We start from the raw sequence: 24,825 nt of genomic DNA, 5'->3' as shown, positions 1-24,825 counted from the left end.
ATCGGAGACATCGAGATGGGTGTGGCAATTGTTACAGGCGCCAATGGCGCTATCGGTTCGGCGGTGTGTCGCCTGCTCAGCGCAAAGGGCGAGCGGGTGGTGGCGCTAGATGTCATGGCGCCGCAACTCAAGGGTGTAGAGGGCCTGATGCTGTCTTGCGACGTCACCTCGCGCAGCGAGGTCCGAAGGGCAGTGGAGGAGGCACAGGATCGCTTCGGAGCAGTGACGTCGCTGGTCAATGTCGCTGGAGTGGTTTCAAAAGGAAGTGTGCTGAGCCTGAGCAATATGGAGTTCGATCGAGTCATGCGCATCAACGTGCTGGGCACGCTGATTCCCTGCCAAGTGGTGGGGCAAATAATGGCTGATCAAGGGCGTGGCGCCATCGTCAATATTGGTTCGGTTGTCGGGAAAAACGGTGGCAATGCTCGCGCATGGCTTGATCGCAGCGAAATTGAAGTCGCCGGTGGGGTGGCCTATGGCATGTCCAAGTCTGCGGTGCATACGCTGACTTTTTTCCTGGCCAAAGAGCTGGCGAGTTTTGGCGTGCGGGTCAATGGCGTAGCGCCTGGGCCTATCGGAACGGCAATGACCGATGCATTCCCGGAGAACTTGCGAGCACTGATCCCTCAAGGTCGCATGGGAAGACCGGAAGAAGTGGCGAGCGTGGTGGCCTTTCTCCTCAGCGAGCAGGCGAGTTTTATTTGCGGTGAAATTATAGATGTCAACGGCGCACTGTGGTGCGACTGAATCAACCCCGGGAGAGAGCACTATGAAAAGTATTTATCTGGTATTGGATATGCAAAACGATCTGATTCACCCAGAAGGCGCGAGCGGCAAATCGCCCATGGCCGAGCAGGTGCAATCGCGTGAAATCATCGCTCGCACTGCCGCAGCTATTGCTACGGCACGGGCTAACGGGATTCCGGTGGCGTTCGTTCGGGTTGCGTTCTCTGATGACCATCGTGAAGCCAATCCGGCCTCACAGGTGTTTGGGCCTATCGCGAAAAACGGCATCCTCAAGCTGTCGCAGTGGGGCGGTGCGGTGCATGAGGCACTGGCACCGAACGTGCAGGATTGGGAAATTATCAAGCATCGGGTTTCGCCGTTCTACGCCACGCGCCTGGAACTGCTGCTTCGCCGTGAAGGTATCGAGCGTATCTATTGCAGTGGGGTGAGCACGCAGGCCGTGGTCCAGGCGACCGTGCGCGAGGCTCATGACCGCGATTTCGATGTGGTGCTGCTGGAAGATTGCTGCGCTGCGCACTCTGCAGAAGAACATGCCAACTCTGTCGCGAGCATTGGTCGTTTCTGTCGCGTGATGGATAGCGCCACGGCGTTCGGGATCAACCAGGCCGCGCAATAGATTAGTCGGCATCGACTGGAGCATCGTGACGTGCCTGCTTCCAGTTTTCCTGGGCTCAACCTGCGGGATGGGCCTGGGTCGGTGGCCGTGCAAATCGCCTACCGGATCGACCCACACGCGCCTTCTTCTGGCGTATCTACCGTGAGCTGAACCACCCCGATTGCTACCTGGAGCGCGTCAGGGCGTTGCATTGCGGAGACGGCCCACCCGAGGTTTCACATTTCATCGGTGACAGCCTGGTTCGGTGACAGGCGCATCTTGCAATGTTTTGCCCATAACAATAATAAACACAGGAGTGCGTCATGAAGGCTTTGTTTCACCCGGGTATCTGGCTGATGAACCGTCTGGGGTTCGCCATGAAGTTCAGCCTGATCAGCGTCTTGTTCTTCGTTCCATTATTGTCTGCCAACCTCTATCTGGTACGCGATGCTTACCATGAATGGCGCGTCAGCGACACCTTGTTGGGCAGTCTGAGCGCTGTGCAACGAACCCTGCAATTGCAGCAGCAGCTTGATCTGCTCAAGGACCTGACATTGGTTCGGCAGCGAGTTGGTCAGGTCGAGCAGAAGAGTGATATTCGCCAGCGGATCCTGTTGGCGGAAGAAAGCGCCGCAACGTTGATCACTGAACTTGACCAGACAGACATGAAGACTGCCGTCATTGAGCCCAAGCTCGATGCGCTGGCCCAGGACCTGAAAACGTTGCGCAACACAGACGGTGCTGCACCCAAGATGGAGCTGGCCAGCCAATTGGCGACCCATTGTGCGCTGTTCCTTGACGCTGTCATCGAACAGCAGGGATTAAGCCAGGACAACGAGCAACTGGTGCGTCAGCTGAGCACGTTGGTCAGTGTTCAAACCCCTCGTCTGACGGCTCTTCTGAACAGCGCCAGAGCCTTGGGGTCGATCACGCTGGGGCAGGGCTATTTGAGTTCCAGTGACACTGTTTCCCTGGAGCAAGTCGTGGTCGGCATGGAGCATGCGAGCGTCGAGAGTGCGCAGAAATTCGAGGTGTTCAATGCACAAGAAGCAACGTCGTTGACGCCGGCGCTGCAGGCCAGCTTGCAGAGTTTTGAAACCGGCAGGCGCGCTCTCGACGAGCAGATACTCAACGCTACGGATTTGGGTCAACCATGGCCCTTTTATTTCGATCAGATGACCGTCTTGAGCAACAACGTCTACGCCTTGAACGACGCCGCACTGGTACTGCTTTCCCAGGCGTTGCACCAACGTCTGGATGAAGCGCGCGGGCAGATGATCCTGCTGTCTGCTGCATCTCTGCTAATCCTGTTGTTGATCACCTATCTGTATGGCGCGTTCTATCTTGCCACTCGCGGTGTCATCGAAGATCTGAGTCGAGTGATGGGCAAAGTGGCGAGGGGGGACATGACGGCGAATTTCGAGGTTGTCGGGCAGGATGAACTGGCAGCCCTCGGACAGGTTTTCAATGGCACGGTCGGACAGATCCAGGACTTGATCCGTCAGGTCGACGGCGTGGTGGTGCAAGTAGGGCAGCAGACCGATCTGGTGCAGTCGGTCGCCACCACCAGCTCCAGGGAAGTCACCGACCAGCGTGAGCAACTGGAACGTGTTGCCTCGGCCATGAACCAGCTCTCGGCCACTGCTCAGCAGGTGGCTCGTAACGCTTCAACCGCCGTCAGCAGCGCTCAGGATGTGAACAGGGAAACCGAGCGGGGTCGATTCAGGGTGCGCGAGCAAGTTGAAGCCATTCAGCGATTGGCCGGTGAAATCGACGACTCCATGCAGTTGATCCATCAATTGGCAACCGATAGCCAGTCCATCGGTCAGGTGCTCGAAGTGATCAGAAGTATCGCCGAGCAAACCAATTTGCTGGCGCTCAATGCGGCCATAGAAGCGGCGCGTGCGGGTGAACAGGGTAGGGGGTTCGCCGTGGTCGCCGATGAGGTTCGTACGCTGGCGCGCCGGACGCAGCAATCGACCCATGAAATCGAGCAGATGATTGGCGGCTTGCATAGCCGGGTGGCGGCCACTGTCAAGGCCATGAGCAATAGCCATCAGACTGCGAACGTGACGGTAAGTCAGGCGGATGAGGTGGAGCGGACATTAGAGAATATTGTCGTGGCCATCGGCCTGATCGTCGAACAGAGTCAGCAGATCGCGGTAGCCGCTGAACAACAGACGCAAGTCTCACTGGACATTGACAGAAGTCTGGTCGACATCAGTCGAGTGGGGGAGCGAACCGCCAGCGGCGCGATCAGATCAGAGCAGGCCAGCCACGATCTGCGCGGACTGGTCAGTACTCTGCAAAAAGTGATTGGTGCATTCCGCATCTAAATCGAAGCGAAGGACGACACAACCCTCTGTGTTGGTCAGGACAGTTGAGGCAGTTGCATCTTCTTCAGGCGGTAGTCGAGCTGAGCGCGGGTCAGCCCCAGCATGACTGCCGCTCGGGAAATATTATTAGCAGCCAGCTCCATGGCAACCTCGATATACACATCCTCAATCTGGCCAAGATCGATCGGGCCACGCTGCAAGGCTTGTCGGGCCACCGCGAGCAATTGATCGTGACTGACCTTTTCCTGTTGACCGAGGCCAACCGAAGCCACCGACTCTTCGGGCAGGCGGATACCGATAAAGCACCCATCCTCCCATCCGACTGTACCGACCCGTTCGTGTTTGTGCTGCTGTTCGATGCCTGCCAGGTGTCGCAGGTCCAGGGCCTCTCCGTCGTCGGCGAGGATCACTGCGCGCTCGATGACGTTCTCGAACTCGCGAATGTTGCCTGGCCACTGGTGGTCAAGCAGCACCTGCAACGCCCTCGGGGTAATGCCCGTGAGGTGGCGGCCATGCAATTTTGTCAATTTGCCCAGGCAGGCTTCGAGCAGCACGGGGAGGTCATCCTTGCGCTTGCGCAAAGGATCAATGGTGATCGGGAAAACGTTAAGCCGATAGAACAGGTCGCTGCGAAAGCGGCCTTCCTTCACGGCATCGACCAACTGTTCGTTGGTCGCGGCAATCACCCGTACGTTGACCTTGACCGTTTTGTTGCTCCCCAGCCGCTCGAACTCACCGCTTTGCAGCACCCGCAACAGCTTGCTTTGTGCGGTCATGCTGAGGGTGCCGATCTCATCCAGGAAGATGGTCCCCCCGTCGGCGATTTCAAAGCGCCCCGGGCGGGCTTCGGTCGCGCCTGAATAGGCACCGCGCTGGACCCCGAACAGCTCGGACTCGATCAATTGTTCCGGGATGGCGGCGCAGTTGATCTCAATGAAGGGGCAATCCGCCCGCTGGCTATTGGCGTGCAACTCATGAGCGAACATGGTCTTGCCGACCCCGCTTTCGCCAAGCATCAGTACGGTAGCGTTGGTTCCCGCAACCCTCAGGATTTTGTGCAGCACAGCGTGATAGGACGCCGAGTTGCCCACTGGGCGGTCAAGCACAAGGGCGCTGATGTTGCTCTCGCCGAGGCCGAAAGGCGAGGGCGACAGAGTGGCTGCCTGCGCCACTTTGCTGGGGGGCGGTGAGCGTCGGTGATCGGCGGCGCGAGGTTGAAAATACTTGAGATCCTCTTCAGGGTCCTCCCATTCCTCTACAGGCTTGGCGATGGCGCGGCAGACATCGTCACCCATGGCGCTGCATTCGGTTTCCCTGACCAGCACCCGCTTGCCCATCAGCCGAGTCAGAAAGCCTGAGCTGTAGCCAACCTCCATCCAGCAAATAGGGTCGGAACTGACACCTTCGGTCATGATGTGCATGTCACTTTCGATGGAGTGCTTCCATAGAAACTCGCCATACAGGTAGCCCTTTGCCTGGTCGACTTCAATGCAGACCGGAGTCACCTCGATCATGCCGGTCAACGAGCGCAACTGGGCTCCGGCCGCGAGGATGTCCAGTTGTGTGCCATTGGTGCGAGTACGGATCGCCAAATCAGCACTGCGGGTCCCGCTCAGATAACCAAGGCGGGTAAAAACCCCACGGGTGTACTCAATACCCATGCTCTCCACCAGCTCTTGACGCAAGGCACCGAACGCTTGTGCCTGCATCAACATCATTCGCTGATCGCCCAGCCAGATAATGCCCTCTTGAGCATTGAAATAAAGATGCTCGGCCAAGTCGCGCATATCAGGAAAGCGTAAGTCTGTAATCACATTGCGTGGGTTTGGACGCGACGTTTTTTTGGAAATGGAATCTCGGCTTTTCGACGAACTCATAAACCCCTACCTTTTTTATTATTGGGCTGATTGCAAGATCGCGGTGACAACGTTTCTTGTCTTTGAAGTCCATTCACTCAGCCAACAGTCGCGGGTTATCAAACCATATTTTCAGCCTTTTGGATGGCCCTTGAGCATTTGTTTTTTAACCGGGCTGTTTATCGGCGGGTGTGAGTCTCCGGGCGCGTAAGTGGATCTCACATAATTCGTTATGAATTTGATGAAGATTCATAAAAAGGTGAAAGGACCTCGCGTTTGCCTGGCCCATTTTAGACATCGAAATGGGTGACGAATGCGCATCGCTATATTTTCTATCTTTATGAAATATAAGAGAAAAATATATTTCTTGTCACGTTTTTAAGCACCCCATTCGGTTATGGCATAGCCGTTGCAATTGCTCTGTCAACGCCCCGTGATTGCCTTCGCACGGCGGGGAAGGGGGATTGAAAATGCCCCTCCCTGAAAATAACAACAATGACAGAGGAGCTTCTCAAGTGGCTGAAATTACCAGTCTGGCCTATGCGGGATTTGGTGTTAGCGATCTCGATAAATGGCAATGGTTTGCGACAGACATATTAGGCATGCAGGTGAGCCAGCGTGATGCCGGTGGCTTGAGCTTGCGCATGGATGAATATAAGCAACGTTTCTTCCTTGAAGAAAATAGTTGCGACGATTTGCTGGTCGCAGGTTGGCAGTTGGACTGCGAGGATGAGCTTGAGGAGTTCGTCGCTGAGCTGCGCGAAAAGGGTGTCGAAGTGTCGCTGCTGCCTGCCGAAACGCTGAAGCGGCGGATGGTTGAAAAAGCTTACAGCTGTTCCGACCCGAACGGTTTCAATCATGAGTTCTTTTTTGGTCACAGTATTGCGCTGCTGCAGGATCCGTTTCGCTCGACGGTGCTTAAGGGGCGTTTCGTCACGGGTGAGTTGGGCATCGGCCACCTGCTGCCCTTTGCCAAGAATGGCCCGGAGACCGTCCGCTTCTATCGTGATGTCCTGAAACTCAAGGTCAGTGATTACATCCGCGAAGAAATCATGCCAGGGGTGACGGTCGACGCGACCTTCTTCCATACCAAAACCGGGCGCCATCACTCCATTGCTACCGCTCAGGCGCCAGCTCCAAAAATCCTCAACCATTTCATGGTGCAGTCTGAGGACATCGATGACGTAGGCCAGGCCTACGACCGTTGTATCGCGGCTGGTATCCCGATCGTTATGGAGTTGGGGCATCACCCGAACGACCGGACCTTTTCCTTCTATGCGCAGACACCCTCGGGTTTCAACTTCGAGTTCGGTTGGGGCGGGGTGGTGATCGACGATGCACATTGGGAAGTTCGCAGTTATAGCCAGTTGAGCGACTGGGGACACAAGCGTAATCCGGTCGTATGAACGGGCGGCTAACGGGAGAGGCATCATGAGTATCTGGCTGGATTTTATGGGCGCGCAGATCCGCTATATCGATCTGCCTACCTATGGTGTAACCCGCATTGCCGAGGCAGGCCGTGGCAAGCCGCAGGCGCTGCTGTTGATGCACGGCATCGGCGGACACCTCGAAGCTTATGCCAAGAATGTCGTGGCACTGGCGGAGTACTTTCACGTTATTGCGTTTGACTTCGTTGGTCATGGTCTATCCGAGAAGAAGACCGATATTGACTACTCCATTGCCGACTATGTTGAGCAGTTGCGTGAATTGATGGACGCACTGGACATCGACAGGGCGCACCTTTCCGGCGAGTCGCTAGGTGGCGTGGTGGCCGGAACGTTCGCCGTACGCTATCCGAAACGAGTCTTGCGTGCCGTCCTGAACACCACTGGCGGTATTCCTGTCGTCACTGAAAAGGGCCGTCAAGACTTGGCGAATCTGGCTGCGCTGTCCGCTCGCAGTATTGGGCAAGTTCCGACGTTCGAGAGCGTTAGAGCCCGCATGCAGTGGCTGATGTATGAGGGCAACTGGCATCTGCTCAGCGCCGAGCTGATTGGCGCTCGTCTGGCGATTTATGCCTCTGAAGGTTTTCAGAAAGTGGCGCCGCTGATTTATACACGGCTGCGCAAAGTGACCTCGGGTGAAGCACAGCCAGACATGATCGAGTTGGAAAAAGTCGAGTGCGAAACCTTGCTGTTGTGGACACGCCACAACCCGATTCATGACGTAGCTGCCGCCGAATCGGCATTGCCCCGGCTGCCCAAAGGTCAGCTCTATGTCATGCACACCGACGCGGGTCACTGGCCCCAATACGAAGACGCCAAAGAATTCAACCACGTCATGGTCGAGTTCCTCTCGACCGGGAGGGTACCCGCATGATGAGCGCCGCGCTGAACACCCCTTCGCAGAGGCCCGCACCACCGCCGGTGGAAGTGGCTGATTTTTGTAAGGGCATGCGTTATCTGGCCGCCAGTTGTGTGGTCATTGCCAGCGGTGACAAGCATGAGCGTGCCGGGTTGACCGCAACGGCGGTGTGCTCGGTGACCGCCAACCCGCCGCGTCTGTTGGTTTGCGTCAATCGGAACGTGCGTGCACATGCGGTGATCCAGGCGCACCAGGCGCTGAGCATCAACGTATTGAATCGCGATCAGGAATCCATCGCCCGGCGTTTTGCCGGCATGGTTGAGGGCGTGGTGGCTGAGGCGCGTTTCGATGAAGGCCATTGGGTTTACGGAAAAGGCGGCGTCCCCATTCTGGACGATGCCCTCGCCAGTTTTGAATGCCGGGTCGTCGAGACATTGCCCGCCAGCACCCACGACATGTTCCTTTGTGAAGTGATCAGCGTTGGTGGTTGTGGTGAGGATGTCGACCCGCTGCTGTATTTCAACAGCCGCTTCACTGCGCTGCGCTAAGCCGCCTGCGCCGATAACAATAAGACGAGGAAAGACGATGAACGGATTACTCAAACAGGCCACGCCGGTATTTGGCCAGGCGATTCCCACACAAGCAGAGCTGGTGCAGCGTGCGCGCGACATGATTCCGATGCTGCGTGAGAAAGCGGCCTCGGTGGAGCGCAATCGCATGGTTTCGGCAGAAACTATCGCGACCTTCAAGGCGGCTGGCTTCTTCAAAATTCTACAACCGGCACGCCATGGCGGCTGGGAAATGAACCCTGCGGTGTTTTACAAAGTACTCATGGAGCTGGGACGCGGCTGTGGTAGCAGCGGCTGGAACATGATGATCCTGGGCATCCATCAATGGGAATTTGGCAGCATGGACCCGCGTGCCGGACAGGACGTCTGGGGCGAAGACGATGGTCTGATCGTCGCCTCGTCCTACCCTCCGTTCGGTAAGCTCGTGGAGGTCGATGGGGGCTATCGACTCAGCGGTACCTGGAAGACCTCTAGCGGCTGCGATCATTCCCACTGGGCGTTTATCGGTGCCATGCGCAAGGACGCTGAGGGCCGCATGACTGATCGCATGGCGATGTTGGTACCTCGTTCGGAGTATGAAATTGTCGATGACTGGCATGTCTTCGGTCTGGCGGGGACCGGCAGTAAAAGTCTAGTGATCAAGGATGCATTCGTCCCGGCTCACCGTGCACACAGCTTGATCGACTATCAAATGTCTGATCGGCCTGCGCATTACCTGTACCCGTTCAATCAGGTGTTTTTTGGCGCTGTTTCTGCGGTGTTGGTGGGGATCGCTCAAGGCGGCATTGACGAATATATCGAGCAAATGAAAGTACGCACCGACACCACTGGCGGTATACCTGCGGCCATGAGCCCTTACGTCAAGGATCGATTGGGCAATGCCGTGGTTCGTGTTCGGTCGGCGCGTGCCCGCTTGTTGCAGATGATGACCGAGACCACCGAACAAGTGGAGCAACGGCAGTTGGTACCGACCCATGATCGTGTGCATCACATGCTGGATATCGCGCGCGTCGGTCGCGATTGCGAAGAGGCGGTGATGTTGCTGTTCAAGGCGACTTCGGCTCGCGGCATCTACCTGGACAACGCCTTGCAGCGGATTCTGCGCGACATCATCGCGGCGGCCAATCACATCACACAGAACGCCGATGACACCGCCGGGCTGCTGGGCGGTTATCTCCTGGGGCAGAAACTACCCCCGATGGTTTTCGAAAGAGATGCCGTCTGACCGATACATGTAGTGCCTACAACAGTCAGCACTGTCGCTGGGTAGACGCCTGGCGCAGTGCAATTAAAAACAATAAGAAAGCGACGGCCAGTCCGTCACAAAGAGGCAGTGGTTATGCATATGAATGCAGCTCTCCAAACGCGCCTACCCTTTTTATCTCGTCACCGCTTTGCTCTTTCTGCGATATCCACCGCGATAGCCACGTGTGCATCACTTTCAGCATCAGCATTCCAGCTGGATACCGGAAGCGATGTGCAGGTCCGCTGGGACAACACCCTCAAGTACAGCAATGCCTGGCGGGTTAAGGGGCAATCGGACAAGTTGACCGCCGACCCTACTCTTGATGATGGCGACCGAAATTTCGATAAGGGCCTGATCTCTGATCGGGTGGACTGGCTTTCGGAGCTGGATATCTCGCGTAATGGTGCGGGTGTTCGTTTAAGCGGCGCGGCTTGGTATGACGACGTTTATAACAAGCAAAACGATAATAACTCTCCGGATACCGCGAACTCGGTCAGCGTTGATCACAACCACTTCACGCACGATACCCGTGACTTGCATGGGCGCAAGGCTGAACTGCTTGATGCCTTTGTCTACAGCGACTTCACCATGGGCGACGAGATGTGGGGGGTTGCCCGACTTGGTAAGCACGCGTTGGTGTATGGCGAAAGCCTGTTTTTTGGCAACAACGGTATTGCTGTCGGGCAGCAACCGATTGATGCAGTGAAGGCGCTTTCGGTGCCGAACACCCAGTTCAAGGAACTCGGTCGGCCGGTTCAGCAATTCTCCACCCAGTTGCAACTGACACCCACTGTCTCCGTGGGCGGTTATTACCAGTTTCGATGGGAGGCCAACCGTATTCCAGCCGCTGGCAGTTACTTCAGCCCGGCTGATCTGGTGGATGAAGGCGGCGAGCGGATTGTTGTGGCGACCCAGCCGGGCCTAGGCCCCGTGGCTTCCTTCTACAGGGGCCGGGATGTCAAGGCGCGTGATTCCGGCCAAGGTGGCCTGCAACTGCGTTACCGCTCCGAGGAGCTGGACACCGATTTTGGCTTCTATGCGATTCGCTACCACGACAAGAACTTTCAGGTTCAGGTTCGTCCTGGCGTCGGTGTCGGAGCAGGCGAGCCCGCAGACAAAATTGGCGAATACATGCTGGTTTACCCGGAGGACATCAAGGCTTACGGCTTCAGCGCCAACCGTGGTATCGGCAACGCCAACTTTGGCTTCGAAGCGTCCATTCGCCGCAATGCACCTTTGGTCAGCCTGACCCTGGTCGACCTGACGGGCAATGGCGATAACGATCACAACCGGCTGTATGCGGTGGGTAATACCGCTCATGCGCAGATCAACGTGATCAATGTCCTGCCCACCGATACGTTCTGGGATACCGCGACCTTGCTTGGCGAGCTGGCCTGGAACCGGACCCTGAGCATTACAAGCAATCCTGATGCTCTCGACCCGAACAGTACCCGTGATGCCTTGGCGATGCGCTGGGCGTTCACGCCGACCTACTTCCAGGTGTTCGATGGCACCGACTTGTCCGTGCCCATGGGCTTCAGCTATGGCATCGATGGACGTTCTTCTGCCGTAGGTGGTTTCAGCCAGGCCAAGGGTGGCGATTACAACATTGGTCTCTCTGCCGAGTATTTGAAGTCGCTGACGGTTTCGCTCACCTACAACGGTTTCTACGGTTCTTCGGCGCCGATAAATATCAACGGTATCAAAACCTATAAGCAGACCAATGCCGACCGCGACTTCGTTGCATTCAGCGTATCGCAAACCTTTTAAGGGGTTGAACATGTACACGAATAAAACAATAAATCGGCTGGCCTGCTTCTCGCTTTTGGCTCTGTGCCTCGATGTGGCCCACGCCGCAGTCAGCCCGCAGGAGGCTGATGCGCTGAAAGGCAAACTCACGCCCATGGGCGCCGAGCGTGCAGCCAATGCCGACGGCAGCATTCCGGCCTGGACCGGTGGTTTTACTCAAATCCCGGCAGGGTTTCAGAACGGGCATCGCAATGTCGATCCGTTTGCGGCCGACAAACCGTTGTTCAGTATTACTGCGAGCAACATGCCGCAGTACGCCGATAAGTTGGCCGACGGCGTCAAGCAACTGTTCAAGGACAATCCGCAGACGTTCCGTATCGATGTCTATCCGACCCGCCGTACTGCGGCCGCGCCGCAATGGATCTATGACAACACCTTTAAAAACGCGACCGAGGCCAAGCTTGAGGGCGACGGTTTGATCGTCAAGGGCGCTTATGGCGGCGTGCCGTTCCCGGTCCCGCAGTCGGGACTAGAGGTGCATTGGAACCATCTGTCACTGTGGCGCGGGGAGTCGACTCACAGCAAATACAAGGTATGGACCACCACTGCCGATGGTAAGCAAGTGCTGGCCACCTCGGCAGTCGATGAGGCGCAGTACCCCTATTACTACAAAGAAGGCTCGGCAGCGACCGTGCCCGATCCTGAATACATGCTGGCCATTCAGGTGACCAACGCCCCTGCCTTTCGCGCCGGTGAGGCACTGATGCTGCACAGCGGTTTTGACTACGTCAAAGGCCGCACACTCTGGCAATACCTGGCTGGCCAACGTCGTGTTCGACGCGCGCCAAGCATCAACTTCGATACGCCTAACGTTGTTGCCTCGGGGGTGAATTTCATCGATGAGAACTTCGGTGGCGTGGGCTCTCCCGAGCGTTATGACTGGAAGTTGCTGGGCAAGAAAGAAATGTACATTCCCTACAACGACAACAAGTTGCTGGCCCACAGCGATCAGGACGTGATGGGGCCACGGCACGCCAAACCGGACATGATGCGCTGGGAGTTGCACCGGGTCTGGGTGGTTGAATCGACGCTCAAGCCGGGCAAGCGTCACGCCGTACCCAAGCGTGTCTATTACTACGACGAAGATAACTGGGGCTCGGCGATTATGGATGGCTGGGACGCCGAAGGCACGCTGTGGCGTACCTCGATGACCACCCCGTTTGCTGCACCGGACATCCCGGCCACCGTCAACTACTGCACCAGCTTTTTCCATGACCATCGAACCAAAGCCTGGGTTTACAACTGCGCCTTGGGTGATGCTGGCAATGATCAATACAGCACTGCCGAGCGTCGTCGTGAAAGCTTCTTCTCGCCGGAATCACTGACCAACCAAAGTGCTCGTTAAGCGCTGATGGCGGTTGCTGCCTGCCCTTACTGTCAGGGCAGGCAGAGTGTCGGGTTGTTTGTGGGAACGGAGGTTGCACCGTGAAAATAATAAGGTTTACCCGTTGGTTGTTCTTGATGTGCCTGCTGGGTGGGGGCGGTCTGGCGTGTGCTGATGAGCTGGTAGCCAGCGCCCCTGTACTCAAAAATGTGCAGGATACGCTCCAACAACGTTCACCGGTTTCAGCGCTTGCGCAGCGCTCCATGCTCAGTGCCATCACTCAGGCCGGCGACCGCTTGATAGCAGTCGGCGTGCGTGGGCATATCCTTTATTCGGATGACCAGGGGCAGAGCTGGCAGCAGGCTCATGTTCCGGTCAGTGTGACGCTCACCGGGGTGTGCTTCGCCGACCGCAACACAGGCTGGGCAGTTGGCCATCGAGGCGTGATCCTCAAAAGTGACGACGCTGGCAAGAGCTGGGCCGCGCAACTGGATGGCATCAAAGCCGCACAAGCGATCCTTGAGGCCAGTGATGAAAAAAATGCAGCAAGTCTGCAGAACGCGCGAAATCTGGTGACAGATGGCGCGGATAAACCCTTCCTCGATATCCAGTGTTTCGACAAGGATCACGCACTCGTCGTAGGTGCTTACGGTCTTGGTTTCTCCACCGCAGACGGTGGCCGCAGTTGGTCGCCCTCCCTGGCGCTCCTCGATGGCTCCGCTCAGCGCCATATCAATGTTGCGCGCACCTTGGGTGACAAGGTCTATCTGGCCGGCGAACAAGGTGGTTTGTACCGCCTGAGCAAAGATGCGCGTGATTTCAAGTCGCTGGGTGAACCCTATGTGGGGAGCTTCTTCGGCTTGGTGGTCAGCCCCCAAAACAGCCTTTTGGCATTCGGCTTGCGCGGCCACCTGTTCCGTTCGACCGATGCCGGCGGGACCTGGACGCGAGTGCGTGTGGACACCCGCCAGAGCCTGACAGCGGGGACTGCGTTAGTCGATGGCTCGATCCTGCTGGTGGACGAGTCTGGAGTGGGCTGGCTCAGCCGTGATGATGGCCGAAGCTTCGGCCGTGTGCTGCCGACCCAGCAGTTTCCGTTTCTCGCGCTCCAGGCATCGGCTCAGGGTGGGGCCGTCGCAGTGGGTATGAACGGGATTTCTTTCTTCACGCCAGACACTCTTTCCTTGAGTCGGTAAACCTGTAAGGGGTTAATAAAATGGGTATCGGCACTTCTTCAGATGGCTTTCCGACCATCGCCAGGCTTGAGGACTTCAACACGTCCTCGGGCAATCGCCTTGAGCGTCTGCTGTTCAATCACCGGTTGACGGTCGTGGTGTTCTGTTTGCTGTTAACGGCCTTTTTCAGCCTGTCGGCGACTCAGGTGCGGCTAAACGCCAGCTTCCTCAAAACCATCCCTGCGAACCATAAGTTCATTCTCAACTACTTGAAACACGCGGATGATCTCAAGGGCTCGGCTAACACCCTGCGCGTAGCGGTCGCGGTGCAGGGCGAAGGCACTATTTATAGCGCCGAATACATGGACACCCTGCGCCAGATCAATGACGACCTGTACCTGGTGCCCGGTGTTGACCGAGCGTTCATGCGCTCGTTGTGGACGCCCCTGACCCGCTGGCAGGGCGTTACCGAGGAGGGCTTCGATGGCGGTCCGGTGGTTCAGGACAGCTTTAATGGCAGTAAAAAGAGCCTTGAAATTTTACGTGCCAATGTCGAACGCTCTGGCGAAATCGGTCAGTTGGTCGCTCGAGATCTGCGCTCGACCATCGTTCAGATGCCTTTGCTGGATATCAATCCGAAAACCGGTCAGGCACTCGATTACAAGAAGCTCGCCGATGCGCTGGAGGACATTCGCAGTCGTTATGCGGCCAAGGGCGTTGACATCCATATCATTGGTTTCGCAAAGGTCATGGGCGACCTGATCTCTGGCTTGTATGCAGTCCTGGGTTTCTTTGCCGTCGCGGTGTTGATTACGTCGAGCATTCTTTACTACTTCACGCGTTGCTGGCGCAGCACGCTGATGGTGCAGGCGTGCACCCTGGTCGGAGTGGTGTGGTTACTCGGTATGTTGCCGTTGTTGGGCTATGAGCTGAACCCGTATTCGATCCTGATACCGTTTCTGGTCTATGCCATCGGCGTCAGTCATGGCGCGCAGAAAATGAACGGCATCATGCAGGACATCGGGCGTGGTACTCATCGTTTGATTGCTGCCCGCTACACCTTCCGTCGACTGTTTGCCGCGGGCATGACTGCGTTGCTGGCGGACGTCGTCGGTTTTGCCGTGCTGACCATCGTCGACGTGCCGGTCATTCAGGAACTCGCGATCATCGCCAGTGTGGGTGTCGGCATTCTGGTCTTTACCAACCTGGCTCTGTTGCCGATCACGCTGTCTTTCACCGGGGTGTCGACCAAAGCGGCGCAGCGTAGCCTGAAGAACGAAAGTGACATGGAGCAGGTGGGCGGGCGCACGCCATTGATGATGCGCCTGCTCGTTCGATTCACCCAGCCACGTACCGCAATTCTGGCGCTTTTTGTGGCCGTTGTTGTCGGGCTGTTCGCCTTTAAAGCCAGCGAGCAACTCAAGGTCGGCGACCTTGATCCAGGTGCGCCGGAGCTGCGGGCCGACTCGCGTTACAACCAGGATAACGGTTTCATCATCAATCATTACCAGGCCAGCAGTGACGTGTTCGTGGTCATGGTCGAAACACCTGCCGGGCAGTGCGTCGACTACGGCACCCTGCGCAAGGTCGAGGAGTTGGAATGGCGCTTGCGGCAACTGCCGGGTGTCGAAGGCACCAACTCCATTGCCGGGCTGGCGCGTAAGGTCAACGTCGGTATGAATGAGGGCAATCTGAAGTGGGATGAGCTGTTGCCCAATCAGTCGACGATCAACTCCGCTGCCGTTCGCTCGCCGCGCGAGCTGTTCAATGCGACCTGCGATCTGCTGTCGGTGTATGTCTACCTCAAAGATCACAAAGCGGACACCTTGGTCTCGGTGGTGGAAGTGACTGAGCGGTTTGCCGCCCGGCACAACGACAACGCGGCCAGTTTCCTGCTGGCAGCAGGCAATGCCGGGATCGAGAGCGCCACCAATATCGTGGTCAAACAAGCCAATGGGCGGATGTTGTTGGGGGTCTACCTGGCTGTAACGCTGTTGTGTTTTATTGCCTTCCGCTCCTGGCGTGCGGTGGTCTGCGCCATCGTGCCGCTGGTTCTGACCTCGGTGCTGGCCGAAGCGTTGATGGTCAAACTCGACATGGGACTTAAGGTTGCCACGCTGCCGGTGGTGGCGCTGGGGGTCGGCATTGGCGTCGACTATGCGCTTTATATCCTCAGCGTAACGCTGTTCTGGCTCAAGTGCGGGGCGAGTCTGTCCCAGGCCTATTATCAAGCGCTGATGTTCACCGGTCGCGTGGTGGTGTTCACCGGCATCACCTTGTCCCTGGGCGTGGTCACCTGGATTTTCTCGCCCATCAAGTTCCAGGCGGACATGGGCATCCTGCTGACCTTCATGTTCCTCTGCAACATGCTCGTGGCACTGGTGCTGATTCCGGCGCTGGCGTGCTTCCTTCTCAAACCGAAGTCAGCGAGCACCGTAGTTGAAGCCAGCGAGGTGCTTGTATGAACTCGTCGCTCACTGTCGATGATTTCTGCCTGGCTGACCCGCTGAGCCTGCCAATGGTCGACCGGGCCATTGCCGCAGCGCTGTTGTATGCCCAGGAAAAAGGGCTCCAGGTCAGTGTCGCGGTGGTTGATGCCGGCGGGCATTTACTGGGGTTCTCACGCATTCCAGGCGCATCGCTGCATTCGATCGATATCGCACAGGACAAGGCCTGGACCGCTGTGTCCTTCTCGATGCCCACGTGTGCCTTGGCCAACCTGATGAGGCACGCCGACGAGCACGTACGTCAATGCCTGATCTCCCGACCCAGGATGGTGCCTATGGGTGGAGCGTTTCCGCTAATGCTCGGCTCCAGGTTGCTGGGGGCAATTGGAGTATCCGGCGCCAGTGAAGAACAAGACGCCGGCTGCGCCACTGCCGGATACGACGCCATTCGATCGGCTGAAGCCCCATGACGCCTATTCCTTTTAACTCGCAGGAGGACCTGACTGTGACCGATACCTTCATCAATATTGATGCACTGGGTGACGAGCTGTTTCATGCACTGAAATCGGTTGAGGCGATTGCCCCTTTGACCGAGCGCTACCCGCATTTGACCCTGGCTCATGCTTACGCCATTCAGCAACGCCTGATGGCCCGGAGACTGGAACAGGGCGAGCGGATCATCGGCAAAAAAATCGGTGTCACCAGCAAGGCAGTGATGGACATGCTCGGTGTCGGTCAGCCTGATTTCGGCCAGTTGACCGACCGTATGGTGGTCAATCAGGGCGATGCGGTGGACATGTCTACATTGATTCAGCCCAAGGCCGAAGGCGAAATTGCTTTCGTCCTCAAGCACGATCTGGCTGGGCCCGGCGTCACGGTGGCCGATGTTCTGCGGGCAACCGAGGGGGTGATGGCCTGCTTTGAAATCGTCGACTCACGGGTTCGCAACTGGCAAATCAAAATCCAGGACACGGTTGCCGACAACGCCTCCTGTGGTGTGTTCGTGCTCGGAGACCGGCTGGTCGATCCACGCCAGCTGGACCTGTACACCACGGGGATGGTGTTGGAGAAGAACGGCCAGGTGGTTGGGACTGGCGCGGGCGCCGCAACCATGGGCTCGCCAGCCATTGCCGTGGCCTGGCTGGCCAACACCCTCGGTGAGCTGGGCATGAGCCTCAAGGCAGGGGAGGTGATTTTATCCGGTGCGCTGTCGGCCATGGTGCCGGTCGTTGCCGGAGACAACTTGCGGGTCAGCATCGCCGGAATCGGCGGCTGTTCTGTGCGTTTCGTTTAAGCCTGAGGCAAACACAATGAATAAACTCAAAGTCGCCATCGTCGGTTCCGGCAACATCGGCACCGACCTGATGATCAAGATTCTGCGCAACGCCAAGCACCTGGAAATGGCGGTCATGGTCGGCATCGACCCGGCCTCCGATGGCCTGGCCCGCGCGCAGCGCATGGGCGTGGCCATCACCCATGAAGGCGTTGCAGGTCTGACCCGCATGGACGTATTCAAGGACATCGACTTCGTGTTCGATGCCACCTCGGCCGGTGCTCATGTGAAGAACGACGCGTTCCTGCGGTCGATCAAACCGGGCATCCGCCTGATTGACCTGACCCCGGCCGCCATCGGCCCATACTGCGTGCCGGTGGTCAACCTGGAGCAGAACCTCGATCAGCTCAACGTCAACATGGTCACCTGCGGCGGCCAGGCCACTATTCCGATGGTCGCGGCGGTCTCGCGTATCGCCAAGGTGCATTACGCCGAAATCGTCGCCTCGATTGCCAGTAAATCTGCCGGTCCCGGCACGCGCGCCAACATTGACGAGTTCACTGAGACCACCTCCAAGGCCATCGAAGTCATTGGCGGCGCAGCCAAGGGTAAAGCGATCATCGTGATGAACCCGGCCGAGCCGCCATTGATGATGCGTGACACGGTGTTCGTGCTGTCCGAAGCCGCCGACCAGGCTGAGATCGAAGCGTCTATTGAAGAAATGGCCGCTGCGGTAGAAGCCTACGTGCCGGGCTACCGCCTCAAGCAAAAGGTGCAGTTCGACGTCATCCCTGAGTCGGCACCGCTGAAGATCCCTGGGTTGGGCACGTTCTCCGGGCTGAAGACCTCGATCTTCCTCGAAGTCGAAGGCGCCGCCCACTACCTGCCAGCCTATGCCGGCAACCTCGACATCATGACCTCCGCTGCCTTGGCCACCGCCGAGCGCATGGCGCTGTCGATGCTGAACGCCTAAGGAGAATCGCCATGAGTTTTAATCCCGGTAAAAAACTGTACATCTCCGATGTCACCCTGCGCGACGGCAGCCATGCCATCCGCCACCAATACTCGATCCAGAACGTCCAGGACATTGCCCGCGCCCTGGACAAGGCCAAGGTCGACTCGATTGAAGTCGCCCATGGCGACGGTCTGCAAGGCTCAAGCTTCAACTACGGTTTTGCTTCCCACACCGACCTGGAGTGGATCGAAGCGGCCGCCGATGTGATCAGTCACGCCAAAATCACCACGCTGCTGTTACCAGGCATCGGCACGGTGCACGACCTGAAAGCCGCCTACAACGCCGGTGCCCGCGTAGTGCGCATCGCCACCCATTGCACCGAAGCGGATGTCTCGAAACAGCACATCGAATACGCCCGCGAGCTGGGCATGGACACGGTCGGCTTTTTGATGATGAGCCACATGATCCCCGCCGAGCAGTTGGCCGCGCAGGCCAAGCTGATGGAAAGCTATGGTGCGACCTGCGTGTACATGGCCGACTCCGGTGGGGCGATGAACATGCAGGATATCCGCGACCGTTTCCGTGCGTTCAAGGCTGTGCTCAAGCCAGAAACTGAAACCGGTATGCACGCCCACCACAACCTGAGTCTGGGGGTTGCCAACTCGATCACGGCCGTTGAGGAAGGTTGCGACCGCATCGACGCCAGCCTCGCCGGCATGGGCGCCGGCGCGGGCAATGCGCCGCTGGAAGTGTTCATTGCGGCCGCCGAACGCCTGGGCTGGAACCACGGCACCGACCTTTACACGCTGATGGACGCGGCCGATGACATCGTGCGTCCGTTGCAGGACCGTCCGGTGCGAGTTGATCGCGAGACCTTGGCGCTGGGTTACGCCGGGGTCTATTCGAGCTTCCTGCGCCACGCCGAAGTCGCCGCCGCCAAGTACGGCCTGAAGACTCTGGACATTCTCGTCGAACTGGGTAAACGCCGGATGGTCGGTGGCCAGGAAGACATGATCGTCGACGTCGCGCTGGATCTACGCAACAACGTTTCCCTCTGAATCCTGCATCAATAATAGGAAAATAAGAATGAGCACATTTACTGAAGCCTACACCAGCAAGTTCGTGCAAACCCCCGAGTGGAACATCCACTACAACGAAGCCGGCGAGGGCGAAGCCGTCATCATGATCCACGGCTCTGGCGCAGGGGCAACGGGTTGGGCCAACTTCCATCGCAACGTGGATGATTTCGTCGATGCCGGTTACCGGGTCATTCTCATGGACTGCCCTGGGTTTGGTAAATCCGACCCCTTGGTCACTGCCGAGCCACGTTTTGTGATCAATGCCCGTGCGGTAAAAGCGCTGATGGATGGGTTGGATATCGATAAGGCACACCTGGTTGGCAACTCCATGGGCGGCGGCACAGCACTGGGCTTTGCCGTGGCCTCACCGGAGCGTCTGGACAAAATGATCCTCATGGGAGCGGGCGGCGTGGGCCGTACCAGTATATTCACGCCGCTGCCGATGGAGGGCATCAAGCTGCTGTTCGATGTTTACCGGGAACCGACCCTGCACAACCTGAAAAAAATGCTCAATGTTTTTGTCTACGATTCGAGCGCTCTCACCGAAGAACTGATTGGCCTGCGCCTCAAGAGCATTCTGGACAAACCGCATCACCTGGAAAACTTCCTGAAGAGTATCGATCTGAGCAAGTTCCAGATGGGTGACTTCACCGACAACTTGCCCGATATCAAGGCCAAAACCCTGATCACCTGGGGCCGCGACGACCGTTTTGTACCTATCGACTGGAGTCTGAAGCTGCTCAACGGAATTCCCGATTCGCGTCTGCACGTCTTCAGTAAATGCGGACACTGGGCACAGTGGGAACATGCCCCTGCGTTCAACCGTCTGGTCATCGACTTCCTCAAGCACTAAGCACGCGCCTGAACAGTGCCGCTCAAGCCTCCCTGTGCGCTTCCGTGCAGAGGGGCGTCGAGCAAGGATGACGTACCTTCCTGCAGCACAAGCAGATAGACCAGGAACGGATATGCACCATTACGACCTAATAGTGCTGGGCAGTGGCAACGCCGGGCTTTGCGCGGCACTTTCCGCTCGCACGCAAGGGGCTCGAGGTAAGGGATGAACATAAAAAAAATAATTCTGACGTTACTTGTGTTGGCATTGTTGGCGTTGCCATTCTGGCTGGGAAGTCTCGAACCTAAGCAAAAGCTCGCAGGGCAGGCATATATATGCCAAGGCCTTAACGTCCCCTGCAGCTTGCCTGTTACGTTTAAAGGATGGCCGCAATAGAAAGAACGGCTCAAGGCTTGCGACAAATACCCAAGTGTTTAGTGGCGTTGAGCCGTCACGTTTTCGCTGAAGACTGACCCCTTTGAGCCACGCCAGTGAAATTATCAAGTTGCGCCTGAAGTGCAGCCCTGTGTTCAGGATGGGCGATGTCCAGCAATTTTGTGATTCGCTGATTGAGAGTCATGCCGCGCAGATCGGCTACGCCGTACTCGGTGACGACAATGACCGCGTCGCTACGTGCAATGGTTACCGGTCCGTTTAACCTCGCCACGATTCTGCTATGGCTGCCCGCGGTTGACGGCAGCGCGATAATGGGCAATCCGCCTTTTGAGCGCCGTGCGCCACGGATAAAGTCGACCGCTCCGCCGATGGCGCCGACGTAGTTGCCTGCGGCCAACTCCGAATTAACCTGACCGGTCAGGTCGACTTCGACGGCTGAGTTGATCGCAACCAGTTTGTCGATGCTCTCAAGGATGTGCGCATCGTGGGTATAGCGTGTCGAGCGTAATTGAATGGCCGGGTTGTGGTGAGCATAGTCATGAAGCAGGCGGCTTCCCATGAGAATGCCACCTACGCTGATGCCTCGGTCGATCGTCTTGCGCTGGTTGGTGATAACACCGCTTAGCATCAGGCGTGCCACACCATCGCCAAGGCTGCCTGAATGCACGCCCAAATGGATATGTTCGCCTAATGCACTCAAGACAGCGTCGGGTATGGCACCGATGCCCATTTGCAGGGTGGCGCCATCCTCGATCAGGCCGGCGATATGCCTGGCGATGCGCTGATCGACTTCCCGGACAGGGCTGACCGGATTTTCCATGGGCGCCCGATCGGTGAACAGGATGGCGTCCAAGTCATCGTCGCCCAAGGTCCGGTCGCCGTAAGTCCAGGGGGCCCGAGCATTGATTTCTGCAATCACCAGGCGAGCGCTGTCGAGCGCCGGCAGCAAATACTCGTTGGCCAGGCTCAGGCTGTAGCGGCCCTCGGCATTGGCGGGCGCCAGTTGCAGCATCAACACATCGATACGCAAAGCGCCGCTGCTGATCAGGTACGGTAGGTCGGAATAGTGGCTGGGCATCACCTCCAGCAAACCGGCGTTAGCCAGCTCGCGGTTGGCTCCCGCGCCGCAATAAGCGATGAAATCCACGTGATCGGTGTGCTCGGGCGTACAGGTCGGGCTGTTGGAGATCCCTAACATCACCCGGAACCTGCCAATTTTTTTCCGCTGGGCCATCAATGCCTGGGTCAATGGCAGGGGCTCGGCGTTGGCCTGGCCCCACATCACCGTGTCACCAGGTTGAATCAGTGCGGCCAGGTCCAGCGATTCGAGGTGCAAGAGCTGTGGCATCTGGGAATTCTCGGCAACAGTCAGCCGCAGCTACTGGTTGGGTAGCCAAAGCGCCAATAAAAGGTAGGGAGAAGCGGCGGCGCGAAGGCCGCCGTGGTCTTCAGACGATTGAGGAGGGGTGCTTGGCCAAGGGCGTGACCTGGAGGGTCATGTACGGGAACAGTGGCAGGCTGGACAGCAGCTCATGCAGTTCGTCGTTGCTGGCCACGTCGAGGATGCTGATGTTCGAATATTGCCCGACTATTCGCCACAGATGCGGCCATTTCCCTGCTTCTTGAAGCTCGGTGGCGCGTTTCTTCTCGGCAATTTTGATCGCCTCCACTGTGTCGGCAGGGATATCGCGAGGAATGTTTACGTCCATTTTTACGTGATAAAGCATGGGTTCTACTCCAATTAGATTTTGTTGTTGATCAAGGTATGGTCGGCAACCCTGGCATCGTGATCGTCTAGGTTGTGACCCAGATTGGCGTCGATATCTTCCAGACGCACACCGCGGGTCTCTGGTAGCAGCAACACGGCGATAATTGCCAAGGCGTAGGCGACCAGGCAAAAGCCGCCTATCGCTTCAGCCAGGCCAAAACGCTCAGACAGAACCCCGACGCCTGCGATGGACAGCGCACCCAGGGATTTACCCAGGTTGTAGGAGAAGCCCATGCAAGTGGTGCGTATGTGGGTAGGGAACAGCTCGCTGAGGAAGGGACCGACGACGGCGAAGATGCCCGTGGCGAAGGCGCCGACAGGAAAACTCATCAGCATCAATACGGTGGGGCTCATCGGCACAAGCATATAAACCACGGTGAATATCCATGCGCCCAGGCAGAAGACCAGCAGCGCAGGCCGACGACCGAAGCGATCGGAGAGGTACGCGGTGAGTACGAAACCGGCGAACGCACCTGCGCACATGATCAGCATCGTGATGACGACTGGACCTGACTTCAGCCCTCGGACCTGCACCATCAGCGTTGGCAGCCACGCCATGATGGTGTAGGCAGCGGCCTGCAGCCCCGTCACTAACAGCGCGCCTAACAGGGTCAGTCGGATCACGGAAGGGCGGAAAGCGGAGAGGATCGAGGCCTTCTCATTACTCGCGGCCTTGGCTTCCTTGAAAATGTCGGCGTCCTTGACGTTGCGGCGAATGAACAGCACGAACGTGGCTGGAATGATCCCCACCCAAAATGCGACACGCCACGCCATCTCCGGCGGCAAGTAAGCGAGTAGAGCGGTCATCACCACCGCAGACAGTGCCCAGCCCACCGAGAACCCGCTCTGTACGAAGCCTAAAGCCTTGCCGCGATGTTCGGGACGAATGACTTCGGCCATCAGTGCGGCACCCACTGCCCACTCACCACCGAAGCCCAGGCCTTGCAAGGTACGCACGACCAGCATTTGTTCGAAGGATTGAGTAAAACCTGCCAGTACCCCGAAGACGGTGAACCAGCAAATGGTGAAAATCAGAATGCGCACCCGACCGTAGCGGTCGCTGAGGATACCCGCGGCCCAACCGCCCAGTGCGGCAGAGAGCAGCGCGGCGGTGCCGAGGATCCCGGCCTCGCCCTTGGATATCTGCCAGACCGCCATGAGGGTCGGCAACAGAAAGCTGAACATCTGGGCGTCGTAGGTATCCAGCGCCCAGCCTGAAAAGCATGCCCAGAACGTTTTGCGTTCTTGTGATGAGCCGGTTTTGTACCATTCGAACATATCGCCGTCCTTCTTGTTATTGGACTTTTTATTGGAGGGACCTTGGGCTTATGAGGCCGTGATCCAGAGTGCAGCAGTTAACGCGTGGTGCCCATTTGCCTTTGCAAAACCCAGCCTTCCAACCAGACTAAAGCTCAGGCATCGCGCGGTGAAATCAATAAATCCTGGGCCATGCTGGCGACCAGTCGGCCGTCTCGCTGGTAGATGTGAGTCATGGTCAGCCCTCGACCGGACAGACTGCGCACCGCATCGTTGACGAACAACAACCACTCATTGACGTCGATCTCCAGACTGTGAAACCACAGCGTGTGGTTGAGATTGCTGACGTAATGGTTTTGCCAGAGGTCAAGCATCCCTTGCCCGGGTGCCAGGCTGGCGTTCAGCCAACAGTCAGACAGGTACGCCAGCGCCGCGTGGTGCAGGCAGCCTTCGGCCGCAAGAGGCTGGTTCAAGCGCACCCAATAAGCGATGTCTCGTCGGTCGGCGGGGCGTTCAAAATGATCGTGTGGGTGAATCGGCCGGATATCGAGTACCGGCCGGGCACTGAAACGCAGTTGCACGGCCTCGCTGTCCAGCGGGTAACGCGCTGCTAATTCAGCGAGGGTCGGCAGATCTTCCGGTGCAGGCATTTGTTGCGGCAGTCGGTGCGGGTCACCGGGTTCGGACTGTGCCACTTGAAAGCTGGCGTTGGCGCTGAGCACCAGGCCGGTACCCTGGACACCGTAGACGTGGCGGGAGGAAAGGCGCCGCCCGTCCTGGAGCGCCTCAACGCTGAATTCGATAGTGTCTTGTGGGCGCGCGCCTTGCAAAAACGTCATTTGCAGCATGCTGGGGCT

The 24,825-nt window shown here is 57.6% G+C and carries 20 protein-coding genes and 2 pseudogenes; 17 read left to right on the top strand and 5 right to left on the bottom strand.

The features are described 5' to 3' along the window. Positions 1-15 precede the first annotated feature (15 nt). The 4 genes and pseudogenes from K0F75_RS11135 to K0F75_RS26240 form a co-directional block, all read left to right on the top strand. Positions 16-747 carry an SDR family NAD(P)-dependent oxidoreductase gene (locus K0F75_RS11135; protein ID WP_219061910.1) on the top strand — a complete coding sequence of 244 codons (732 nt, stop codon included), beginning with the start codon at positions 16-18 and terminating at the stop codon, positions 745-747. A 22-nt stretch (positions 748-769) separates the two neighbouring features. Further along, positions 770-1,363 carry a cysteine hydrolase family protein gene (locus K0F75_RS11130; protein WP_219061909.1) on the top strand — a complete coding sequence of 198 codons (594 nt, stop codon included), beginning with the start codon at positions 770-772 and terminating at the stop codon, positions 1,361-1,363. A 302-nt stretch (positions 1,364-1,665) separates the two neighbouring features. Continuing rightward, positions 1,666-2,820: pseudogene (locus K0F75_RS26245) on the top strand (HAMP domain-containing protein); the annotation flags it as partial. Positions 2,821-3,159: 339 nt separating this feature from the next. Next, positions 3,160-3,678: pseudogene (locus K0F75_RS26240) on the top strand (methyl-accepting chemotaxis protein); the annotation flags it as partial. 35 nt (positions 3,679-3,713) lie between these two features. On the opposite strand, the gene K0F75_RS11120 reads toward K0F75_RS26240, so the two are convergent. Continuing rightward, positions 3,714-5,555, bottom strand: a complete 1,842-nt coding sequence (locus K0F75_RS11120; protein WP_219061907.1) for a sigma-54-dependent Fis family transcriptional regulator — start codon at positions 5,553-5,555, stop codon at positions 3,714-3,716. A gap of 494 nt (positions 5,556-6,049) precedes the next feature. On the opposite strand from K0F75_RS11120, the gene K0F75_RS11115 reads away from it, so the two are divergent. The 13 genes from K0F75_RS11115 (at position 6,050) to K0F75_RS11055 (ending at position 20,568) form a co-directional block, all read left to right on the top strand. After that, positions 6,050-6,940 carry a VOC family protein gene (locus tag K0F75_RS11115; RefSeq protein ID WP_219061906.1) on the top strand — a complete coding sequence of 297 codons (891 nt, stop codon included), beginning with the start codon at positions 6,050-6,052 and terminating at the stop codon, positions 6,938-6,940. A gap of 25 nt (positions 6,941-6,965) precedes the next feature. Beyond that, positions 6,966-7,853 carry an alpha/beta fold hydrolase gene (locus tag K0F75_RS11110; protein WP_219061905.1) on the top strand — a complete coding sequence of 296 codons (888 nt, stop codon included), beginning with the start codon at positions 6,966-6,968 and terminating at the stop codon, positions 7,851-7,853. Next, the gene (locus K0F75_RS11105; protein ID WP_219061904.1) at positions 7,850-8,386 is read left to right on the top strand and encodes a flavin reductase family protein; all 537 of its coding nucleotides are present in this window, start codon (positions 7,850-7,852) and stop codon (positions 8,384-8,386) included. Before K0F75_RS11110 ends, K0F75_RS11105 begins: the two co-directional genes overlap by 4 nt. Positions 8,387-8,423: 37 nt before the next feature. Next, complete coding sequence (locus tag K0F75_RS11100; protein ID WP_219061903.1) at positions 8,424-9,632, top strand: acyl-CoA dehydrogenase family protein; 1,209 nt, start codon at positions 8,424-8,426, stop codon at positions 9,630-9,632. A gap of 120 nt (positions 9,633-9,752) precedes the next feature. Then, entirely contained in the window at positions 9,753-11,423 is a 1,671-nt protein-coding gene (locus K0F75_RS11095; protein WP_219061902.1) for a DUF1302 domain-containing protein, read from the top strand. Between the two features lie 10 nt (positions 11,424-11,433). Continuing rightward, complete coding sequence (locus tag K0F75_RS11090) at positions 11,434-12,807, top strand: DUF1329 domain-containing protein (RefSeq protein WP_219061901.1); 1,374 nt, start codon at positions 11,434-11,436, stop codon at positions 12,805-12,807. An 80-nt stretch (positions 12,808-12,887) separates the two neighbouring features. Next, the gene (locus K0F75_RS11085; protein WP_257604322.1) at positions 12,888-13,982 is read left to right on the top strand and encodes a YCF48-related protein; all 1,095 of its coding nucleotides are present in this window, start codon (positions 12,888-12,890) and stop codon (positions 13,980-13,982) included. Positions 13,983-14,002: 20 nt separating this feature from the next. Next, the gene (locus K0F75_RS11080) at positions 14,003-16,426 is read left to right on the top strand and encodes an RND family transporter (protein WP_219061900.1); all 2,424 of its coding nucleotides are present in this window, start codon (positions 14,003-14,005) and stop codon (positions 16,424-16,426) included. Next, positions 16,423-16,878 carry a heme-binding protein gene (locus K0F75_RS11075; RefSeq protein WP_219061899.1) on the top strand — a complete coding sequence of 152 codons (456 nt, stop codon included), beginning with the start codon at positions 16,423-16,425 and terminating at the stop codon, positions 16,876-16,878. Before K0F75_RS11080 ends, K0F75_RS11075 begins: the two co-directional genes overlap by 4 nt. 35 nt (positions 16,879-16,913) lie before the next feature. Then, the gene (dmpE, locus tag K0F75_RS11070; RefSeq protein ID WP_257604320.1) at positions 16,914-17,702 is read left to right on the top strand and encodes a 2-oxopent-4-enoate hydratase; all 789 of its coding nucleotides are present in this window, start codon (positions 16,914-16,916) and stop codon (positions 17,700-17,702) included. A 16-nt stretch (positions 17,703-17,718) separates the two neighbouring features. Next, complete coding sequence (locus tag K0F75_RS11065; protein ID WP_219061897.1) at positions 17,719-18,654, top strand: acetaldehyde dehydrogenase (acetylating); 936 nt, start codon at positions 17,719-17,721, stop codon at positions 18,652-18,654. 11 nt (positions 18,655-18,665) lie between these two features. Further along, positions 18,666-19,694 carry a 4-hydroxy-2-oxovalerate aldolase gene (gene dmpG, locus K0F75_RS11060; protein WP_219061896.1) on the top strand — a complete coding sequence of 343 codons (1,029 nt, stop codon included), beginning with the start codon at positions 18,666-18,668 and terminating at the stop codon, positions 19,692-19,694. 28 nt (positions 19,695-19,722) lie between these two features. Beyond that, positions 19,723-20,568, top strand: coding sequence for an alpha/beta fold hydrolase (locus K0F75_RS11055; RefSeq protein WP_219061895.1), 846 nt, complete (start codon positions 19,723-19,725; stop codon positions 20,566-20,568). 430 nt (positions 20,569-20,998) lie between these two features. Here the strand turns inward: K0F75_RS11055 and K0F75_RS11050 are convergent, their stop codons facing one another. The 4 genes from K0F75_RS11050 to K0F75_RS11035 form a co-directional block, all read right to left on the bottom strand. Continuing rightward, a complete protein-coding gene (locus K0F75_RS11050) occupies positions 20,999-22,291 on the bottom strand; it encodes an acetyl-CoA hydrolase/transferase family protein (protein ID WP_219061894.1) in 1,293 nt (430 codons plus the stop codon). Between the two features lie 100 nt (positions 22,292-22,391). Beyond that, complete coding sequence (catC, locus tag K0F75_RS11045) at positions 22,392-22,670, bottom strand: muconolactone Delta-isomerase (RefSeq protein WP_219061893.1); 279 nt, start codon at positions 22,668-22,670, stop codon at positions 22,392-22,394. Between the two features lie 14 nt (positions 22,671-22,684). Next, positions 22,685-23,989, bottom strand: a complete 1,305-nt coding sequence (locus K0F75_RS11040; protein WP_219061892.1) for an MFS transporter — start codon at positions 23,987-23,989, stop codon at positions 22,685-22,687. A 134-nt stretch (positions 23,990-24,123) separates the two neighbouring features. Beyond that, on the bottom strand, positions 24,124-24,825 hold a 702-nt coding region (locus K0F75_RS11035), incomplete at its 5' end, for an acyl-CoA thioesterase II (protein WP_257604318.1).

The organism is Pseudomonas sp. UMAB-08 (assembly GCF_900095225.1).
Taxonomy (GTDB): domain Bacteria; phylum Pseudomonadota; class Gammaproteobacteria; order Pseudomonadales; family Pseudomonadaceae; genus Aquipseudomonas.
Note: the sequence above shows the minus strand (reverse complement) of the source record. Positions and strands in the feature narration are given on the sequence as shown.

Bases quoted from the DNA above. Each gene is read 5' to 3' on its own strand.
- K0F75_RS11040 (WP_219061892.1), bottom strand. From the start codon at position 23,989: ATGTTCGAATGGTACAAAACCGGCTCATCACAAGAACGCAAAACGTTC.
- K0F75_RS11065 (WP_219061897.1), top strand. From the start codon at position 17,719: ATGAATAAACTCAAAGTCGCCATCGTCGGTTCCGGCAACATCGGCACC.
- K0F75_RS11110 (WP_219061905.1), top strand. From the start codon at position 6,966: ATGAGTATCTGGCTGGATTTTATGGGCGCGCAGATCCGCTATATCGAT.
- K0F75_RS11135 (WP_219061910.1), top strand. From the start codon at position 16: ATGGGTGTGGCAATTGTTACAGGCGCCAATGGCGCTATCGGTTCGGCG.
- K0F75_RS11055 (WP_219061895.1), top strand. From the start codon at position 19,723: ATGAGCACATTTACTGAAGCCTACACCAGCAAGTTCGTGCAAACCCCC.
- K0F75_RS11090 (WP_219061901.1), top strand. From the start codon at position 11,434: ATGTACACGAATAAAACAATAAATCGGCTGGCCTGCTTCTCGCTTTTG.
- K0F75_RS11080 (WP_219061900.1), top strand. From the start codon at position 14,003: ATGGGTATCGGCACTTCTTCAGATGGCTTTCCGACCATCGCCAGGCTT.
- K0F75_RS11100 (WP_219061903.1), top strand. From the start codon at position 8,424: ATGAACGGATTACTCAAACAGGCCACGCCGGTATTTGGCCAGGCGATT.
- K0F75_RS11120 (WP_219061907.1), bottom strand. From the start codon at position 5,555: ATGAGTTCGTCGAAAAGCCGAGATTCCATTTCCAAAAAAACGTCGCGT.
- K0F75_RS11105 (WP_219061904.1), top strand. From the start codon at position 7,850: ATGATGAGCGCCGCGCTGAACACCCCTTCGCAGAGGCCCGCACCACCG.
- K0F75_RS11050 (WP_219061894.1), bottom strand. From the start codon at position 22,291: ATGCCACAGCTCTTGCACCTCGAATCGCTGGACCTGGCCGCACTGATT.
- K0F75_RS11075 (WP_219061899.1), top strand. From the start codon at position 16,423: ATGAACTCGTCGCTCACTGTCGATGATTTCTGCCTGGCTGACCCGCTG.
- K0F75_RS11130 (WP_219061909.1), top strand. From the start codon at position 770: ATGAAAAGTATTTATCTGGTATTGGATATGCAAAACGATCTGATTCAC.
- dmpG (WP_219061896.1), top strand. From the start codon at position 18,666: ATGAGTTTTAATCCCGGTAAAAAACTGTACATCTCCGATGTCACCCTG.
- K0F75_RS11095 (WP_219061902.1), top strand. From the start codon at position 9,753: ATGAATGCAGCTCTCCAAACGCGCCTACCCTTTTTATCTCGTCACCGC.
- catC (WP_219061893.1), bottom strand. From the start codon at position 22,670: ATGCTTTATCACGTAAAAATGGACGTAAACATTCCTCGCGATATCCCT.